The organism is Aeromonas sp. PI_26 (assembly GCF_027854445.1).
Taxonomy (GTDB): domain Bacteria; phylum Pseudomonadota; class Gammaproteobacteria; order Enterobacterales; family Aeromonadaceae; genus Aeromonas; species Aeromonas veronii.
Map to the genome: position 1 here is coordinate 26,554 of NZ_JAJNOE010000026.1, position 18,774 is coordinate 45,327.

Genomic DNA, 18,774 nt, shown 5'->3' on the forward strand with positions numbered 1-18,774 from the left:
ATTCGGTCGGCTCTTTAGTTATCTTGTTAACCTAATCCATCGAAATACGCTTCGAGTGCTTCTAGTTGTGCGTCAGCACAATCCAGGGCATTGAAGTGCTTACGGAATTCTCGGCCCGTCTCTTCTTCATCCAGATACCAGCCCACGTGTTTACGGGCGATGCGCGCTCCCAGATATGCACCATAAAACCGGTGCAGGTTGGTGACATGCTCGTTCATCAGGGTGCGAACCTCTTCCCTCTCGGGAGGTGGCAGCTTGGTGCCCGTCTCAAGAAAATGACGGATTTCCCGGAAAATCCAGGGTCGTCCTTGCGCAGCGCGGCCGATCATCACGGCGTCCACACCGGTATAGTCGAGGACATACCGGGCTTTCTCCGGGCTGTTGATGTCGCCATTGGCGACAACAGGAATCGATACGGCCTGCTTAATCGCCTTAATCGTGTCGTACTCCGCTTCGCCCTTGTAGAGGCAGGCACGGGTACGACCGTGCACGGCAAGGGCCGCGATACCGCAATCTTCGGCGATTCGGGCGATCTCCACGCCATTGCGGTTATCCGGATCCCATCCTGTGCGGATCTTCAAGGTGACAGGTACTTCCACTGCATCCACCACGGTCCGGCAAATTGCTTTGACCTGATCGGGGTAACGCAGCAGGGCTGAACCTGCCAGCTTCTTATTCACTTTTTTTGCCGGGCAGCCCATGTTGATGTCGACGATCTGTGCGCCCTGCTCCACGTTGTAGCGGGCAGCAAACGCCATCATCTCGGGGTCGGCCCCGGCAATCTGGACCGATCGCAAACCGCCTTCTGCAGAGTGATCCATCCTCATCCTGGTTTTCTGGGTATCCCAGACATCCGGGTTGGCCAGCAGCATCTCGGAAACGGCCATGCCGGCACCCAGCCGCAAACAAAGTTCACGGAATGGTCGGTCTGTTACACCGGCCATGGGCGCCACAATCAGGGGAGTTTCAAGCGTGTGGGGACCTATCTGCATTCCACGGTTACCATCGGCTTAGGGCGGCGTATATTACGCATTTTTTAGGCAGGAGAAAAGGTTAGTATTTGAGCGTCAGCCATTTTTTTCTGAAAAAAACGTCGAGCCAAGGCTTGCAAATTCAGGAGTTATTGAAAAACAGCCAGATTGACTGGTCAGGAGTGCTGTACCATTCGGGTCACCTCCTTGCTCAATTGTCAGTCCACTTGTCAGTCCCGTTTGCGTTATGATGGCTGGCTTATGTGAGCAAAAGCTCCAAACATTTTTGCAACAGTGCGAATCGGGGTTCTATGACGTCAAGGTTCATTACATCACTCTGGCCGTGTCTGCTGGGGGTCATGTTGGGGTCTGCGCAGGCGCAGACCATCAGCTTCGGCGAGGCCTGGACCCGGGTCATCCAGCAGGATGAGGAGCTGGCTGCCGAGCAGGCCGGGGTCGATCGGGCCAAGCAACTGCGTGAGGCCGCCAAATCCATGTATCTGCCCAAGGTGGATGTGGGAGCCAGTTATACCCATCTTGATCAGCCGATTGAACTCGATGCCCTCGATCTCAATCCGCTGGCCAAGCAGAAAGATCTGATCCTGGCGCTCGGCAGTCTGTTCGGGGTCGGGGCCAACGCATTTGTCACTCCCCTGACCAAGCAGAATGTGGTGACCAGCTCGGTCAAGATGCTCTGGCCGCTGTTTGCCGGTGGCCGCATTGATGCGGCTCAGGATATCCGTCAGGCGCAGGTGAGCGAGGCGCAGCAACTGCTGGTGCTCAAACAGCAGTCTGCCTTCGAGAGCCTCTCCCAGACCTATTTCGGCGTGGTACTGGCTGCTCAGGTGGTGCAGACCAGGCAGGAGATTGAGGACGGGCTGGCCCACCATCTGGATCATGCCAAGAAGCTCGAAGCGCAGGGTCAGATTGCCCGGGTGGAGCGTCTCTCGGCCCTGTCGGCCTATGACAGAGCGCGCATCGATACCCAGAAGGCCCGTCGCAGCCTCGAGATCGCCGAGCTGGCCCTCGGCCGCATGCTGAAGCTGCCGGATGCCCAGCCGGGCAATGGTCTGTTCGTCAACAAGGAGCTACCGCGTCTTGAGGGGTTGGTAAGCCAGACCCTGGAAGTGCACCCCGGCCTCAAGTTGCTAAACGCCAAGAAGGAGCAGGCCAAGGGGCTGATCCGGGTCGAACAGGGCAAATATGCCCCCGAGGTATTCCTGTTCGGTAATTACAACCTCTATGAAGATGATTCGATCGCTTCCAAGACCACGCCGGACTGGCTGGTGGGGGTGGGGGTCAGCATGCCGCTGGTGAGCCGCGATGGCCGCTCCGAGACGGTGCAGGCGGCCAAGAGCGCCGAACTTCAGGTTAATCTGCTGCAGGCCAAGACCCGCGAGGATCTGAAACTGTTGGTCGAGAAGACCTGGCGCGAAGCAGCACAGGGGCTGGAGGAGTATCAATCCCTCTCTTCCACCCAGGCGCTGGCCGAGGAGAATGTGCGGCTGCGTGACAAGGCGTTCGGGCAAGGGCTTTCTACCTCCCTTGATGTGGTGGATGCCCAGAACCAACTGGCAGGAGTCAAGACCCAACGTGCGGCGGCGGCTTATCAATATGTGGTGTCGCTGGCCCGCCTGCTGGCCCTCTCCGGCCAGATGAACAGTTTCAATCAATATCAGCACGGTCAGGTGATCGAGGTGAACTCATGATCACCATCCGGTTCGTGCCTTTTTCTATCTCTGTTTCGACCGCCAAGGGTCGCCCGTTTGTCGAGGTGAAGTGATGAGCCATCCCCCCATCAAAAAGAAGATGAGCCAGGGTAAACCGCTGTTGTTGCCGCTGGTGCTGGTGATCCTGGTGGTCTGGCTCGGCTGGCGCTTTTGGCTCGCCTATCAACCGGAGCCGGTGCATCTGCAAGGGCAGATTGAGGCTCAGCAGTATTCAGTCTCTTCCAAGGTGCCGGGGCGCATCGACGAAGTGCTGGTGAAAAAGGGCGATCAGCTGACCAAGGATCAGCTGGTCTTTACGCTGGCAAGCCCCGAGATTGAAGCCAAGCTGAGCCAGGCCAAGGCGGGTGAAGCCGCTGCAGGGGCGCTGGCGCAAGAGGCGGAGAAAGGGGCTCGTGCCCAACAGATCGCTGCCGCCAAGGATCAATGGCAAAAAGCCAAGGCTGCCGCCCAGCTGCGTGGCAAGACCTATGAGCGGGTGGCCAGCCTGCACCGCGATGGCGTGATGCCGCTGCAAAAACGCGACGAGGCGTGGACTGCCTGGCAAGCCGCCCGCTACAGCGAAGGGATGGCGTGGCAGCAGTACCAGATGGCGTTGGAAGGGGCGCGGGAAGAGACCAAGATCGCCGCTCGCGAGAAGGCCAAGATGGCGGCGGGTTCCGTGGCCGAGGTTGAGGCCTATCTGGCCGATACCCGCATCACCAGCCCCCACAATGGTGAAGTGAGTCAGGTACTGCTGCGCAGCGGCGAGCTGGCACCCCAAGGTTTCCCGGTGGTGACCCTGCTCGACATGAGCGATGCCTGGGCCCAGTTCCACGTGCGCGAGGATCTGCTGCCCCGCTTCCCGGTCGGTACCGAGTTCGATGCCCGCATCCCGGGCCTTGGCGATCAGATGGTGCGCTTCAAGGTGACCCATGTCGCCGTGATGGGGGATTTTGCCACCTGGCGTGCCACCGATACCCGTCAGGGTTTCGACATGAAGAGCTTCCAGGTGGAGGCTCGCCCGCTGCAACCGGTTGAGGGGCTGCGGGTTGGCATGAGTGTGCTGGTTGAACTCTGATGGGACGTGAATTTCGGCTGCTGTGGCAGGATCCGTTCAGCCGTGCCCTGATGAGCTGGGTGCCGCTGCTGCTGATGGGTAGCCTCTGCTGGATCTTCTCGGCAGGGCTGGCCCGCGACCTCAAGGTAGGGCTGGTGGATCTCGACCATAGCGTGCTCTCGCGCCAGCTCGCTTTCTCGCTGGATGGCTCGGCCGGGCTCAAGGTGGCGCAACAGTTTGACTCCATCGATGCCGGCGCCCGAGCCCTGCGCGGCGGCGACATCTATGCGCTGGTGGTGATCCCCAACCATCTGGAGCGGGATGCCCGTCAGGGCACCCAGCCGCAGGTGACTGTGTTCAACAACGGCCAGTTCATTCTCATCGCCAAGCTGGTTAACTCAGCGCTGGCGCAGGTGGTAGGCACCCTTAACGGTCAGGTGGGCGTGCTGGAGGCGATGGCCGATGGCAAGGCGCTGCCCGGCGCGCTCGGGCAGTCGGTGCCTATCAGCAGTCAGGTCACTGCGCTCTATAACCTCAACTCCAGCTATGCCCAGTTTCTGTTGAGTGCCATTCTGCCAGCCGTATGGCAGATCCTGGTGGTGCTGTTTGGCCTCAATGCACTGGCCCGTAATGATCGGCTGGGGCTGGACTGGACTACTCGCGGTGTCTGGTTTGGCCTCTGGCGCACCCTGCTGCCCCACATGCTGATTGGCTGGGGGTGGGGAATTGTCTGGACACTGCTGCTGTTCAAGGGCTTCTCCTACCCCATGCACGGCAGCTGGTTGGTGCTGGTGGTGGGGCTGGGACTCGCTTCGGCGGCCTGCGTCACCATGGGGGCCTTTTTCTACGGCATCATCCGGGATCCGGCGCGCGCCCTGTCGCTGGCGGGGGCTTACACTGCGCCCGGTTTCGCCTTTATGGGGGTCACCTTTCCGGTGAGCGCCATGGGGGATTTCGCCCGCTTCTGGCGCAGCCTGTTGCCGGTCTCTCACTATGTGGAGCTGCAGATTGGTCAGAGCAACTACGGTCTGCCTCTCGCATCGGCGTTGCCGCAACTGGGGGCGCTGCTGCTGTTTCTGCTTCCCTTGCTGCTGGTGGTACGTCGTTACAAGCAGCAGGCCGAGCTGGCCCGTCAATCAGCCGCAGTGGCGAGCGCCGAAAAGGAGCCTGAGTGATGCTGGGATTTGTCGATCTGTTGCGCCTAGAGCTGCGCACCCTGCTGGCGGATCGCGCCATCATGCTCACCCTGTTTGGCGGGGTGATCTTCTACTCGTTTCTCTATCCCCAGCCCTATCTGCATCAGCTGCCGCGGGAAGAGGCGGTGGTGGTGGTCAACGACGATGGCAGTCAGCTGTCCCGTCAGCTGGAGTTTATGGCCGATGCCACGCCGCAGGTAAAGCTGGTGGCGCGAGCCAATTCGCTGGCCGAGGCGCGCCAGCTGATGATGGCCGGGGAGGCGAGCGGGATCCTGCATATCCCCAACCACTTCTATCGGGATCTGATGCAGGGCAAGAGCGTCACCCTGAGTTATGCCGGTGATGCCTCCTACTTTCTGGTCTACGGCACCATTGCCGAAGGACTGGCGCAGGCCGGTGGCACTCTCGCCGCCCAGGTGAAGGTGGCGCGGCTGCTGAGCCACGGCGAGGCGCAGCCACAAGCGGCCACGGGCTGGAATGCGGTGGCCCTCAACGTGGTGCCGGTGTTCAATCCCACCATGGGCTACGTCAACTACGTGGTGCCGGCGGTGTTCGTGCTGATCCTCCATCAGGTGTTACTGATGGGGGCGGGGATCCTGGGGGCGACCCAGAACCAGCGCAGCTGTCGCGGCGAGCACGGTTACTGGCAAAGCGCGCCGGTGTTGCCGCTGCTGCTGGCCAGAACTCTGGTGCTGGCGGGGTTGTTCCTGCTGCCGGTGAGCTACTTCCTCGGCTTCTGCTTCGAGCACTACAATATTGCCCGTCATGCCGATCCGCTGGAGCTGTGGTTGTTCGCCCTGCCGTTCCTGCTGGCGACCTGCTGGTTCGGGATTGTGCTGGGGGCGATCTTTACCCGGCGCGATCTGCCCACTCAGGTGGTACTCATCTCCTCCCTGCCGCTGGTCTTTCTGGCGGGCTTTATCTGGCCGCTCGAGCTGATCCCGGCGCCTCTCAACTGGCTGGCTCAGTGGGTGCCCACTATCCCCGCCATCGAGGGGTTTCTGCGCCTTAACCAGATGGGGGCCGACTTTGCGCAGGTCTCCCGCTACTGGTGGCAGCTATGGGGACTGGCGCTGCTCTACGGCGTGCTGGCCTGCCTGCTGCTGCGTTGGCGGCAGCAGTCGCTGCCAGTTGCTCGCCCGTCAGTCGTGCAGGGTGAAACGACCGCCGGTTAAGCGAGATAGGGCAAGCGCCAGTGAGATGGCGTGTGCGGTAAAGCGAAAACGGTCAGCCCTTGGGCTGACCGTTTTGTTATGTGGTGGAGTTAAGCGATTTTACTGCTGGTTTAGCCGCGCTGGAGTTCGGGATCGCCGATGGCGTAGATCTGCCCCACAGCCGTCTCATCCGCCAGCAGACGCAGCCCTTGGGCGGCCACATCGGCGCGGCGTACCAGTCCGTGTACCTCCTTGCCCTGACTCAGTTCGGCGCGACCGGTGGCGTCGCCATCCTGCAGGCCCGCAGGGCGCAGAATGGTCCATGCAAGGGAGCTGGTCTGCAGCCAGCTCTCCGCCAGACTCTTGAGACGTACCTCGTGACCGAAGGCTGCGCGGGCCCGCTCCGGCAGATACTGCCAGCTGTCGCCACAGCCGAGGGAGGTGACCAGCAGCAGCCGTTTCAGGCCTGCCTGCTCCATGGCATCGATTACATGGCGGTTGCCCTGATAGTCCACCGGCGCGGCCTGACGGAAGCTGCCGAGGGTAGAGACGACCTGTGCATCTTGCCCCGCCAGAACACATGCCTGCTGTACCGCAGCCGGATCCAGCGCATCCCCCTCGATCACCTCGACTCCCAGCGCACTCAGTTCCATGGCCATCTCGGGGTTGCGCACCAGCGCAACGACCCGGTGACCCTGGCTCAGGGCGTGGTGAGTAAAGGCGCGGCCCAGCCCGCGGCTGGCTCCGAAAATCAGTGTGGTTGGCATAGATGAGCTCCCTTGGCAAAAGGGGCTAGCCTAGTGGCTTGTTCGCCTGCTGTAAATGAGAGTTGTTTCTATTTGTGAGCTGACAGGGAGGAGAGAGTGCGAGCCGCCAGCGACTCGCACTCTTTGGGAGGGATCAGCCGTTGTAGTTGCCGATGCTGGGGCGACGGCTTGGGCCGCTCAGGTGGATATCCACCGGATTGAACGCCTTGATCGCCTCATAGCTGAAATCACCGATCGCCTGATGCAGGCTCTGGGGTGTGTGGTTGGTGATGATGATGACGCTCTTTGACAGGTTGCGACGGCGGCGCAGCAGGTGGCCGAGGAAGCTGGACTGGCTCTCCGCCATCTTGGCGCGGTTGGCCGATACCTCGTCGATGATCAGCAGGTCCACCTCTTCCAGTGCGCGGCGGTACTGGTTGCGCTCATCCTGGTCGGGGATGACGTTGAAGAACAGTCGATCGACGATGGAGGCCCACTGCTGGAAGATCACCGATTTCTGGTGACGGGCGATCAGCTCGTGTGCCACCGCCCCCGCCAGGGTCGACTTGCCGGTGCCGTAGTCGCCGTAGATCAGCATGCAGCCGCCACCGCTCTTCTCCCAGTGCTCGAAGCCGCTGATAAAGTAACGGGCTGTTTCGATGGGGTATTGCAGCGCCGGGTCACCGGCATCCATCTTGTCAAATACCCAGTCAGGGTTGAGGTCGGCCTGGGCGATCAGCTTCTGGATCCGCTCCTGACGGGCCGCCTTCTGCAGCTCGCGCACCTCGGCGTTGGCCTTGGCGTCGTACTCCTTGCGCAGGGTCTCGTAGTCATACTGGCCGCCACCTGTCTCTTGTTGCAGGCGACGAATGCGCTCCAGCAGGCCACCCACATGGCGGCTCAATTCCGGGTCGTGAACACGGTGGCCCTGCTTGGCCTTGGCGATCTTCTGGCGCTTGGCTTCGATCTCTTCCAGCTCCTGGCGCAGGGGATCTTGCGGGTCAGTCATGGAATGCTCCTTCTGCTCGATCAGGGATGGGTAGACAAGGGGTTGATTCTGCCTGCAGGCGGGGGCCGCTATCAATCATTATCCGGCTCCTGCTGCGCTGCGGGTTCTTGCGTCTGCTGTTGGGCCAGTCGCTTGGCCTCTTCAATCATCTGTTGGGCCCGTTTGCTGGGGCCCGACTCAGCCGGGGCCGGCGTCACCTGCTGGTAGCCCTGCACCTCCATCGGTTTGCGACGGGTATAGCGGCGGGTCTTGAGGGCGCGAATGAACTTGAGCATCCATTGATGCTGGGAGTCGAACACCTCGGGGCGCCCCAGCCAGTAGGCGATAAACTCCCCCAGATCTTCTTCGCTATAGCTGGCATCGATCACCCCGCACAGGCGGGCGAGGGCGGGCAGTTCCTCGTCCGGTCGCCATTGCAGATGCATCTGGAAGGGGCGTTCCGGCAGCGGGCTGCGCAACTTCTGGGTCAGCAATGGCAACTGGAACGGGCACTGATGGTAGTGCTCACTCTCGGGCTGGGCCTCGACTTGCAGCAGGCCCGCCTCCATCAGTTCATCGAACAGCTCGGTGAGCTGGCGGGCATTGACCTGAAACGAGAAGCCGCAGGGATCTCCCGGATCGACCACTGCCAGCGCCCGACCCAGCTCGGGATAGTTGAGCCGGGCCAGCTGATTTTCCAGCACCAGTCGGCGCAACTGCAGGGTATAGAGACTGCGAGCCGGATGGGACAATCTGGGGTGGGCGAGGGCACTGTATTCGGCTGGAGTCATGGTCTTCTTTATGCGCTTGTGTGGCGGCCATTATCCCCTATGGCAGGGGCTTGCACAATTCGCATGGAGGTAGCGACATTGTGGGGAGAGGTTGTGCTGCCATGTGGTTGTTAATAGAGCAATCTGTCGTTCAGAACCTGACCAAGGTCTATTTTTGACGCATCGTTTCCGCGGATACCTCACTTTTGAACTAGTCTTAATACCTAAATAACCAATTGACTAATAAGAGCTTTATCAAGATGTCAAAAGCCGGGCTACGGATCCTGATGGTGGAGGACGAAGCTGTTTTTCGCCACTCGTTAGTGAGTTACCTCGCACGGGACGGGGCAACGGTCTTTCAGGCCGAAGATGGTATTGAGGGGCTATCGGCGGCGGCCCTCTATCATCCCGATGTGGTGCTCTGCGATCTCAATATGCCCAATATGGATGGCCACGAGGTGATCGCCTGCCTCTCTGCGCGCTATCCCCATATTCCGGTTATCGTCATTTCGGCCCAGAGCACCATGGAGGCAGTCGCCAGCGCCTTGCGTGCCGGTGCGCGGGACTATCTGCTCAAACCCCTTGAGGATTACGCGCTGGTCGAGCGCAGCATCGAACAGTGTCTCAACGGCAGCGTCAACCGGGCGCAGCAGCTGGAGCTGATGGATCACATCGACTATTTCAGTGCCCACGACAAGGCGGCCAGCCGCCTTCTGGCGGGGCTCAAGCCGCCGGGCTTGCAGGAGTGGGGCCCCTGGCAGGTCACGTTCAAGGGGCTGGGGCAGTTGTTTATTCCCGATACCTTCAAGGTGGAAGACAAGCTGCTGGTGCTGGTGATGGAACTGCCGATCATGGGGACGGATGCGGCATTTTGTGGTGCACTGGTGCGCTCCTTGATGAACGTCCCCTATCGCCAGTTTCAGCAGAACGAGAGCCGGTTGCTGAGCCAGCCGCACCGGTTGCTAGAATACCTCAACCATCAGTTGATGGCGTCCGGGCTTCGCCACTCTTTTGCCATGGCGGCGCTACTGTTTGATCAGCATGATGGGTTGGTGTTTGCCAACGCAGGGCTCACCTCTCCCCACTGGCTGATGCGCTCCGGCGGGCTACCCCTTGGTCTGATGCGCAGCAGCCACTACGCCCTGCACAAACGCAGCTGGCATGAACCGTTCGCCCTGCAGTTTCGCAGCGACAGCGGCGGCTCGCTGGATGTGCAGGTTCGTCATCACTGATGCCGCCTGATAAACAGGCTAAAACAAACAGGGCGCCGATGGGCGCCCTGTTTGTTGTTTACAATCCTGACCGTTTAGACGGTGGCGGAGTGCAGTTTCTTCTCTTGAGCTTGCGGCTCTTTGGCCGGGCCTTCGGCACCGTGCATCCAGTAGACCAGGCGGTTGGCCATGGTCAGCAGGATCAGGGCGCTAAGTACTGCAGCCAGGGCGATGCCACCGAAGATGGCGATCGGGCCGGCTTCACCCACGAAGGAGCCGATAAAGCCCGCAGCGTAGTTGGCCAGGGCAACGAAGCCAAACCAGGCACCCATCATCAGGGAAGCCAGACGCAGCGGAGCCAGCTTGGTCACCATGGAGAGGCCAATCGGGGAGAGGCAGAGCTCGCCCAGGGTGTGGAACAGGTATGCGCCAACCAGCCAGAACATGGAGGTCTTGACTGTGTTGTCACCACCCTGCTGCAGCACGGCACCCACCATGAACAGGAAGCCGATAGCCAGGAACAGCAGACCCATGGCGAATTTCACCGGAGAGTTCGGCTCTTTCTTGCCGAGCTTGATCCAGATGGCCGCAACGACCGGTGCCAGGGTGATAATGAAGAAGGGGTTCAGGGACTGGAACCAGGCGGTCGGCACTTCGAAGCTGCCGATCATGCGGTCGGTATACTCCTGGGTGTAGAGGTTCATCAGACCACCGGCCTGTTCGAAACCAGCCCAGAAGATGATGGTGAACAGACCCAGTACCAGGATAACCTTGATGCGATCCACTTCCTGCTTGGTCAGCGGTGCTTTCTGCTCGGTAGTACGCAGGGCTGCTGCGCGTTGGGCGGCAGTCACACGACCGATGTCACCCAGGAAACGCTGGGCCATGGTGGCCTGGATCACCAGAGAGAGCAGCATACCGATACCGGCGCCGACGAAGGCTGCTTGCCAGCCGTAGGCCGTAGCGGCAGCACCACAGATCACACCTGCCAGCAGGGAACCCAGGTTGATACCCATGTAGAAGATGGTGAAAGCACCATCACGGCGATGATCGCCCTCTTCATAGAGGTCACCCACCATGGTGGAGATGTTCGGTTTGAACAGGCCGTTACCCACGATCAGCAACGCGAGGCCCGCGTAGAACATGGTGTTGACCATATCCGAGAACATGGCGTGGGGCAGTGCCAGAGTGAACTGACCTGCGGCCATCAGCACGGCACCGATCAGGATGGCGCGACGTTGACCCAGGAAGGTGTCAGCCAGCCAGCCGCCGATCAGCGGAGTGATATAAACCAGGCCGGTATAGATACCGTAGAGTTTGAGGGCATCTGCCTGACTCCAGCCCAGACCGCCGTTGGCAGTCAGGTCGGTCAGATAGAGCACCAGCACGGCACGCATGCCGTAATAGGAGAATCTCTCCCACAGTTCGGTACTAAAGAGCAAAAAAAGCCCTTTAGGGTGACCTAAAAAGGTCCCTTTTGACGGGTTATTCATTGGAACTTCCACCTGTGTCTTATATTTTTTTGAGTTTTTTATGCAAGGGCGAGAAACACGCCTCAATCCTTATAGAGCATGTGTGAATAAATTACAACATTATGATTTGCTGAGAGTTTATTTACTCTTGATTGATTTTTTGTTGCAAAAATGAAAAAGGAGCATCATTTGATGCCCCTTAAATACGTCTATAAAAAACAGATTTATCAGCGATTACAACTGCTTGACGAACTGCTTCAGCCAGCCGATGAATTCACCATTCAGCTCGTGATGGCGCACACCATATTCCACATTGGCTTTCATGTAGCCCAGCTTGCTGCCGCAATCGTGGCTCTTGCCCTTCATGAAGTAGGCGTTGACCTGCTCCTGTTCCATCAGCATGGCGATGGCGTCAGTCAGCTGGATCTCGTCACCGGCACCGGCCGGGGTCTTCTCCAGCAGCGGCCAGATATTGGAGGAGAGGACGTAACGACCCACCACCGCCAGATTGGAGGGGGCTTCGTCACGGGGCGGTTTCTCGACAATGGCCTGCATCGGCAGGGACATCCCCTCGGTCAGCGCCTCACCCTTGATGTCGGCGATGCCATACTTGTCCACTTCGCTCTCGGGAACCGCTTCCACCATGATCTGGCTGATCTGGTTCTCTTCGTACATGTGCACCATCTCGGCCAGGTTGTCCTGCTTGGGGTTGCTGGCAACGTCGTCGATCAGCACATCCGGCAGCAGCACGGCGAAGGGGTTGTCACCGATCAGCGGACGGGCACACAACACCGCGTGGCCCAGACCTTTGGCCTCGCCCTGGCGGACGTGCATGATGGTGACGTCTTTCGGGCAGATCTGTTGCACCTCTTCCAGCAGCTGACGCTTGACTCGCTTCTCGAGGGTCGCTTCCAGTTCGAAACTCTTGTCGAAGTGGTTTTCGATGGAGTTCTTGCTCGAGTGGGTGACCAGCACGATCTCTTTGATACCGGCGGCGATGGCTTCGCGCACTACGTACTGGATCAGTGGTTTGTCGACCACCGGCAACATCTCTTTCGGGATGGCCTTGGTGGCTGGCAGCATACGGGTACCCAGACCGGCTACCGGGAGCACGGCCTTACGAACAACAAGAGGAGTCTTTTTCATGGAAAACTATCCAGCGGGATTAAAGTGCGGCAATCATACCCCAAGAAAAATGGGGCAGCCACAGGCTGCCCCATTTGCAACTGATCCATTCGACTTTATTTGACTATTATCATGTCCCTGTTGGCTTCCAGCGTGGCTGGGCCAATGCCATTGACATCTGCCAGCTGATCGACCGAGGTGAACTTTCCCTGTTTTTCCCGATAGTCGACGATGGCTTGTGCCTTCTTGTCGCCAATCCCTTTCAGGCTGGTGAGTTCGGCAAGGGTGGCCGTATTGATGTTCAGCTTACCGGTCTCCTTAGCGACCTCGGTCGTGGTTGTTTGCTTGGGTGCTGCCTTATCTGCGGCCAGCACAGGTTGGCTGAACAGGGGCAAGCAGGCCAGCAGCATGATTGCAGAGAGCTTCTTCATCAGCATTTCCATTCCTCCATGATGTGGATATTGCCGAGTGGCACATTGATGAATAGCGTATCGAACGGGTCTTTTTCACTGCTATTTCTAACAGGTCAAATCCTCATGCCGATGGCGAAATATTTGCTATAAGCGCTTCACTATGAATGCCCTCATATATCCAACCGTATGATCTTGAATCTATTTTAGATACATCTTTAAGGTGGCGGGCACGCTTTCCCACAGCGCTACGCTCGAGACATTTCTGGCACATCACATGGCATTATTCTGCATAAAACTGCACTGATGGCATGTTTCACTGGTATTCAAAAGAGAACTAAGAAAAAAGGCTGCTCACCAGGGGTGAGCAGCCTTTGTGATCGGTTTTTTCAGGCTAGAGCTGATTAAGCTTGTTCGTCAGCCTGTGCAGCCTGGATACCGGTCAGGGCGATGGTGTAGACGATGTCGTCAACCAGGGCGCCACGGGAGAGGTCGTTGACCGGCTTGCGCATGCCTTGCAGCATGGGGCCGATGGAGACCAGGTCAGCGGAACGCTGCACCGCTTTGTAAGTGGTGTTACCGGTGTTCAGGTCAGGGAAGACGAACACGGTGGCTTTACCGGCAACCGGTGAGTTCGGTGCCTTGGACTTGGCCACGTTCTCCATGATGGCCGCGTCGTACTGCAGCGGGCCATCGATTATGAGGTCGGGGCGCTTGGCCTTGGCCAGCTCGGTCGCTTCACGCACTTTCTCTACATCGGCACCGGCGCCGGAGGTGCCGGTAGAGTAGGAGATCATGGCGACGCGCGGCTCGATGCCGAAAGCGGCTGCGGAGTCGGCTGACTGGATGGCGATCTCGGCCAGCTGCTCGGCAGTCGGATCCGGGTTGATCGCGCAGTCACCGTAGACCAGCACCTGGTCAGGCAGCAGCATGAAGAAGATGGAGGAGATCAGGGAAGAGCCTGGAGCAGTCTTGATGATCTGCATCGGCGGACGGATGGTGTTGGCAGTGGTGTGTACCGCGCCGGATACCAGGCCGTCAACTTCATTGCGCTCCAGCATCATGGTACCCAGTACCACGTTATCTTCCAGCTGCTCGCGGGCAACCACTTCGGTCATGCCCTTGTTCTTGCGCAGCTCGACCAGACGCGGCACATAGCGCTCGCGCACAACGGCCGGATCGATGATCTCGACGCGATCGGTCAGAACAACACCCTGCTGTTCGGCAACGCGACGGATCTCTTCCGGGTTACCCAGCAGCACCGGACGGGCAATGCCACGCTCGGCACAGATTGCGGCAGCCTTGATGGTGCGCGGCTCGTCGCCTTCCGGCAGCACGACACGCTTGTTGGCCTGACGGGCCAGCTCGGTCAGCTGATAACGGAATGCCGGCGGGCTCAGACGACGGGAACGGGTAGAGCTGACAGTCAGCGACTCGATCCAGTGTTTGTCGATGTGGCCAGCGACGTAGTCCTGTACCAGCTCGATACGCTCGCGGTCATCTTCCGGAATATCGACGTTGAAGTTCTGCAGGCTGACGGCGGTCTGCCAGGTGTTGGTACCGGTCATCATGATCGGCAGGCCGGTGGCCATGGCCTGTTGGCACAGCGCCATGACCTGCGGCTCCGGATGATAGTTACCGGTCAGCAGCAGGGCGCCCAGCTTGACGCCGTTCATGGCGGAGAGGCAGGCGGAGACGATGACGTCAGAGCGGTCGCCGGAGGTGACCAGCAGGCTACCCGGACGGAAGTGCTCGACCATGTTGTGGATGGAGCGGGCGCAGAAGGTCACGGTCTGCAGGCGACGGCTGTCCAGCTCACCCTTGTGCAAGATCTTGGCGGCCAGATGCTTGGCGAGATCCTTGGCGCGCGGGGCGATCAGCTGGGTGTTCCAGGGGATGCAACCCAGGATGCGCAGCGGGCTCTTGCCGAACACTTGCAGCACTTCCAGGTTGTGAGCCGCGTCAGAAGCGTGGTGATGGGCTTCGAACATCTCGGTCAGGTCAGGGCGGGTTACGCCATGCTCGTCAACCGGCGCGCCAACCTTGTTGATCACGCAACCAACGATGCGGGGGTTGTTGACACCACCGAAGTTGGAGCAGGCCAGCTCGATGCGCTCTTTCAGTTTCTGGCTGGAGTCATGGCCCGGGTGGGTCACGAATACCATGTCAGCGTCCAGCGCCTTGGCGACGTCGTAGTTCAGCTTGTTGGCAAAGGGCTGCTTGTCGGTCGGCACCATACCTTCGACAACCAGCACTTCGGCACCACTGGATTTCACGTGCTCTTCGAAGCGGGCAACGATCTCTTCCAGCAGGATGTCGGTGTTGCTGGAGCTGATCATGTTCTCGGCGTAGGAGAGGGTGAACGGCTCGGGTGGGTTGATGTTGGCAGCAGCGCGGATAACGGCGGTTGAGCGCTCGGCACCGGTTTCACCCGGACGCGGCTGGGCAACCGGTTTGAAGAAGCTGACATTGACACCGTGACGCTCCATGGCGCGAACAACGCCAAGACTCACGGAAGTTACGCCGACACCAGTGCCGACCGGGATAAGCATAATAGTGCGTGCCACTTTATACCCCTTGTTCATTTTTTGGGATCAGGAAAAGGCCGCCCTGTGGGCGGCCTCGAGTTACTGCGTCAATTAAGCGCCGACCAGTTCCAGCGCGTCGTGGGCGATAACCCACTCTTCGTTGGTCGGGATAACCAGAGCCTTGGTAGAACCAGCCTTGGTGATCTCGCCACCCTTGCCGAAACGAGCCTTCAGGTTGGCGTCGTGATCGACGTCAAAGCCCAGCAGACCCAGTTTGTTCAGGGTGATTTCACGGATCGGGGCAGAGTTTTCACCGATACCACCGGTGAAAACAACGGCGTCCAGACGACCGTCCATGGCGGCAGCGTAGGCGCCGATGTACTTGGCCAGGCGATAGCAGTAAACGTCCATAGCACGCTTGGCTTCTTCTTTGCTGTCGTAGTTGTCTTCAACAAAACGGCAGTCGGAGGTCACTTCGGTCAGACCCTGCAGGCCGGACTCTTTGGTCAGCATGGTGTTGATATCGGCCACGCTCATGCCCAGCTTGTCGTGCAGGAAGAAGATGATGGCCGGGTCCAGATCGCCGGAGCGGGTACCCATCACCAGGCCTTCCAGCGGAGTCAGGCCCATGGAGGTATCAACAGACTTGCCGTTCTTGATGGCGCAGACGGAACCGCCGTTGCCCAGGTGGCAGTTGATGATGTTCAGCTCTTCAACCGGCTTGTTCAGCTGCTTGGCAGCTTCCAGGCTGATGTAGTAGTGGCTGGTGCCGTGAGCGCCGTAGCGACGGATGCCGTTCTCTTTGTAGAGCTTGTACGGCAGGGCGTACAGGAAGGCTTCTTCCGGCATGGTCTGGTGGAACGCGGTATCGAATACTGCCACGTTCTTGTCAGCCAGCGCCGGGAATACGCGGCGAGCTTCACGGATACCGATCAGGTGAGCCGGGTTGTGCAGCGGTGCGTACGGAACAGCAGCTTCGATGCCGGCGATCACGTCTTCGCAGATGACAACGGAAGAGGTGAAGCGCTCGCCACCGTGAACAACACGGTGACCGATGGCGATCAGGTTCTTGGACAGTTCCGGATTGAGCGGCAGGATCTTGTTGACGATGAAGTCCAGCGCTTCCTGGTGAGCGGCACCCGCGCCCAGATCGGCACTGCCTTTCTCGCCATTCAGTTTCCACTTGATGCGGGCGTCGTCGAGGTTGAAGCACTCGGCCAGGCCGGACAGCAGGTCATCACCGGTGGTTGCGTCAATGACGGCAAACTTCAGGGAAGAGCTGCCACAGTTAAGAACAAGAACCAGCTTACTCATGAATAAATCCTATCGCAGATTGGGTTGTGTAGGCGGATGCGTTGGACGCGGTGCGGCCAAAAACTTTCAACTTATCCTTATGAGGGTTGGCAATCTGTTGCTTGCCCCTTGTATAGTGATACAAGACCCGAAATCCAGACGTCCCTGACAGGTCAATAGCAAGAAGCTTTTGACGCAAAAATGGGCGTACAAAGGATAACCCGATTGTTGAAAAATAACAAAGTCATCCTCAACCTTTGTTACTTCGCATCAAATTTTGTCGAGGTTTTGCCGTTAGTACGTTCAAAAAGCGCTCGGAGGTAGTATGAGCATGAACATTTTTGGAACTAAGTTACAGCAAGGCCGCCATTATATGACGCTTTGGCCGCGCCGTCCCGAGCTCAATTCGATGTTTCCTGAAAATCGGGTGATCAAGGCGACCGAGTTCGCCCTCAAGGTGATCCCCGCGCTGGCGGTGCTGAGCGTGATGCTGCAGTTCCAGTTTGGCGAGCTGCACTACTGGCCCTCCGTTATCACCTCCGTGCTGTTTCTGCTCAGTTTGCCGCTGCAGGGTTACTACTGGCTCGGCCAGCGTGCCGACACCCGCTTGCCCCCGTCGCTGGCGAGCTGGTATCGTGAGATCAACGGCAAGATGAACGAGCAGGGTGGCCGCCGTCAGCTGGTGTCACAGCCCCGCTATGAAGAGCTGGCCGATACCCTCAAGGCCGCCTTCCAGCAGCTCGATAAATCTTTTCTCTACGAATAACCCGTTTCAGATGCAAAAAGGCGCCAGTGGCGCCTTTTTTGTTGCGGTCGGTGTGCGGATCACGCTGCCAGTACCTTGCGGATCTCCTGGATGGAGAGCTTGTACTGACGAGGGCACTGACGCCATACAGTCAGCATCCGCTGGTACTTGTCGCGCATGGCGATGTCGCTGGAGAGCTCGTCGCACGGGCACTTGAGCTCGGGGAAGCGCTTGTCCACCTCCAGCAGGAAGCAGACATAGTCGGCCAGTTCACGCTCCTGGCTGCGGCTGTAGCCATTGAACTCCAGCCGACTGGCATTGATCTCGCCCTGATCGGCGGCATCCAGATTACCCCATGAGATGGCCAGTGCGTGGTGCAGCTCAAGGGTGTCGATCACCTCCTGGCAGGTCGCCAGATCCAGATGGCCGAAGCTCTTCTCCAGCTCGAGGATCTGCAGGCAGTAGCCGCGCTCGATGATGGTGCTGGCGCGCTGGTAGACGTCCGCTTTCTCCGGATTGAGTTTCGCCAGAATTTCGTACTGGTTGCTCAGGATCAAACGCTCAGTGTTGCTCATGTTCATGGGATATCTCGCTGGAAGATGATTCTGGGGTCACGTTAACCCATATATAAAATGAATTTTTTGATCTGGGCGGGGGAGTTGGTGAGAAAAATCCGCTGGCAAGGGGCTACTGACTGTCTAGTCCTGAAATAGGTTTACACATTTTCGGCTAGCGTTGCTCCACTCAGAACCTCCTATGTACCGCATCGGGGGTTCTGTATTTCAACGCATGATGCGGCCGCTCCTCGTTGTAAATATCTACTGCTTCACGCACCATCTCCCGCGCTTGCGTCAAATCCTGCGGGCTTTGCAACAATAACTCTCCTTTCAAAATCCCGTTCACCCGCTCCGCCAACGCATTCTGGTAACAGTCATACCCATCCGTCATCGAGCACTTCACCCCGTACCGTTCATGTAGTGACTGATACAGCCCAGAGCAATACTGCACGCCGCGGTCCGAGTGATGGATGAGTTCACCGCCGCCACGCCGTTGCTTCAGTGCTTTCTTGAACGCCATCGCCACCGACTCGGAGTGCATCCCTTCGTGCACGTGATGGCCCACTATCTTGCGTGAGTAGGCATCCGTCACCAGGCTCAGGTACAGCGGCCCGCTCCTGGCTGGCAGATAGGTGATATCTGCGACCCAGACCTGCTCCGGGGCCACCGGTGTGACCTGCTCTGGCCCCGCCTTGAGCAAGTTGGGATGACGGTAGAAACGGTGAAAACTGTGAGTGGTCTTGTGATACGCCCGTCTGGGTGGCACCAGCAGGCGGTGCTCGGCCAATATTTGAAACAGCCTGTCACGCCCGACCTTGAGCCCGCCATCATCCTGACTCTGG

General features: G+C 59.0%; 17 protein-coding genes. 6 read left to right on the forward strand and 11 right to left on the reverse strand.

What is annotated here, in order from left to right:
* Window positions 1–26 precede the first annotated feature (26 nt).
* Window positions 27–992: a tRNA dihydrouridine synthase DusB gene (gene dusB, locus LRL22_RS19685; RefSeq protein WP_005341156.1), complete on the reverse strand. Its 966-nt coding sequence runs from the start codon at window positions 990–992 to the stop codon at window positions 27–29.
* 338 nt (window positions 993–1,330) lie between these two features.
* Between dusB and LRL22_RS19690 the strand changes: the two genes are divergently transcribed.
* The 4 genes from LRL22_RS19690 to LRL22_RS19705 all read left to right on the forward strand — a co-directional run bounded on the left by LRL22_RS19690 (window position 1,331) and on the right by LRL22_RS19705 (window position 6,108).
* Window positions 1,331–2,680 carry a TolC family protein gene (locus LRL22_RS19690; protein WP_270906173.1) on the forward strand — a complete coding sequence of 450 codons (1,350 nt, stop codon included), beginning with the start codon at window positions 1,331–1,333 and terminating at the stop codon, window positions 2,678–2,680.
* Between the two features lie 73 nt (window positions 2,681–2,753).
* Window positions 2,754–3,758 (forward strand): HlyD family secretion protein, encoded by a 1,005-nt coding sequence (locus tag LRL22_RS19695; RefSeq protein WP_080771367.1) that lies wholly within the window; start codon window positions 2,754–2,756, stop codon window positions 3,756–3,758.
* Window positions 3,758–4,912 carry an ABC transporter permease gene (locus LRL22_RS19700; RefSeq protein WP_270906174.1) on the forward strand — a complete coding sequence of 385 codons (1,155 nt, stop codon included), beginning with the start codon at window positions 3,758–3,760 and terminating at the stop codon, window positions 4,910–4,912. Before LRL22_RS19695 ends, LRL22_RS19700 begins: the two co-directional genes overlap by 1 nt.
* Window positions 4,912–6,108, forward strand: a complete 1,197-nt coding sequence (locus tag LRL22_RS19705; RefSeq protein ID WP_270906175.1) for an ABC transporter permease — start codon at window positions 4,912–4,914, stop codon at window positions 6,106–6,108. Before LRL22_RS19700 ends, LRL22_RS19705 begins: the two co-directional genes overlap by 1 nt.
* A 110-nt stretch (window positions 6,109–6,218) precedes the next feature.
* Here LRL22_RS19705 and LRL22_RS19710 read toward each other — a convergent pair whose 3' ends face one another.
* The 3 genes from LRL22_RS19710 to LRL22_RS19720 all read right to left on the reverse strand — a co-directional run bounded on the left by LRL22_RS19710 (window position 6,219) and on the right by LRL22_RS19720 (window position 8,612).
* Window positions 6,219–6,854 carry an NAD(P)-dependent oxidoreductase gene (locus tag LRL22_RS19710; RefSeq protein ID WP_270906176.1) on the reverse strand — a complete coding sequence of 212 codons (636 nt, stop codon included), beginning with the start codon at window positions 6,852–6,854 and terminating at the stop codon, window positions 6,219–6,221.
* A gap of 133 nt (window positions 6,855–6,987) precedes the next feature.
* Window positions 6,988–7,842, reverse strand: a complete 855-nt coding sequence (locus tag LRL22_RS19715; RefSeq protein WP_236372495.1) for a DnaA ATPase domain-containing protein — start codon at window positions 7,840–7,842, stop codon at window positions 6,988–6,990.
* 71 nt (window positions 7,843–7,913) lie between these two features.
* Entirely contained in the window at window positions 7,914–8,612 is a 699-nt protein-coding gene (locus LRL22_RS19720; protein WP_270906177.1) for a DnaT-like ssDNA-binding domain-containing protein, read from the reverse strand.
* A gap of 239 nt (window positions 8,613–8,851) precedes the next feature.
* Between LRL22_RS19720 and LRL22_RS19725 the strand changes: the two genes are divergently transcribed.
* Entirely contained in the window at window positions 8,852–9,823 is a 972-nt protein-coding gene (locus LRL22_RS19725) for a response regulator (RefSeq protein WP_270906178.1), read from the forward strand.
* 74 nt (window positions 9,824–9,897) lie between these two features.
* On the opposite strand, the gene LRL22_RS19730 is transcribed toward LRL22_RS19725, so the two are convergent.
* The 5 genes from LRL22_RS19730 to LRL22_RS19750 form a co-directional block, all read right to left on the reverse strand.
* The gene (locus LRL22_RS19730; RefSeq protein ID WP_270906179.1) at window positions 9,898–11,295 is read right to left on the reverse strand and encodes a peptide MFS transporter; all 1,398 of its coding nucleotides are present in this window, start codon (window positions 11,293–11,295) and stop codon (window positions 9,898–9,900) included.
* A gap of 213 nt (window positions 11,296–11,508) precedes the next feature.
* Complete coding sequence (gene galU, locus LRL22_RS19735) at window positions 11,509–12,420, reverse strand: UTP--glucose-1-phosphate uridylyltransferase GalU (protein ID WP_270906180.1); 912 nt, start codon at window positions 12,418–12,420, stop codon at window positions 11,509–11,511.
* Between the two features lie 95 nt (window positions 12,421–12,515).
* Entirely contained in the window at window positions 12,516–12,836 is a 321-nt protein-coding gene (locus tag LRL22_RS19740) for a ComEA family DNA-binding protein (protein ID WP_019445026.1), read from the reverse strand.
* Window positions 12,837–13,213: 377 nt separating this feature from the next.
* Window positions 13,214–15,394: a phosphate acetyltransferase gene (gene pta / locus LRL22_RS19745; RefSeq protein ID WP_005339119.1), complete on the reverse strand. Its 2,181-nt coding sequence runs from the start codon at window positions 15,392–15,394 to the stop codon at window positions 13,214–13,216.
* Window positions 15,395–15,448: 54 nt separating this feature from the next.
* Complete coding sequence (locus tag LRL22_RS19750; protein WP_005349210.1) at window positions 15,449–16,651, reverse strand: acetate kinase; 1,203 nt, start codon at window positions 16,649–16,651, stop codon at window positions 15,449–15,451.
* Between the two features lie 304 nt (window positions 16,652–16,955).
* Here LRL22_RS19750 and yfbV point away from each other — a divergent pair, with 304 nt between their 5' ends.
* Window positions 16,956–17,396 carry a terminus macrodomain insulation protein YfbV gene (gene yfbV, locus LRL22_RS19755; RefSeq protein ID WP_005339116.1) on the forward strand — a complete coding sequence of 147 codons (441 nt, stop codon included), beginning with the start codon at window positions 16,956–16,958 and terminating at the stop codon, window positions 17,394–17,396.
* A 59-nt stretch (window positions 17,397–17,455) separates the two neighbouring features.
* Here yfbV and LRL22_RS19760 read toward each other — a convergent pair whose 3' ends face one another.
* Window positions 17,456–17,956, reverse strand: coding sequence for a YfbU family protein (locus LRL22_RS19760; protein ID WP_019446223.1), 501 nt, complete (start codon window positions 17,954–17,956; stop codon window positions 17,456–17,458).
* A 163-nt stretch (window positions 17,957–18,119) separates the two neighbouring features.
* The coding region (locus LRL22_RS19765) for an IS3 family transposase (RefSeq protein ID WP_270906181.1) at window positions 18,120–18,774 on the reverse strand (655 nt) is incomplete at its 5' end.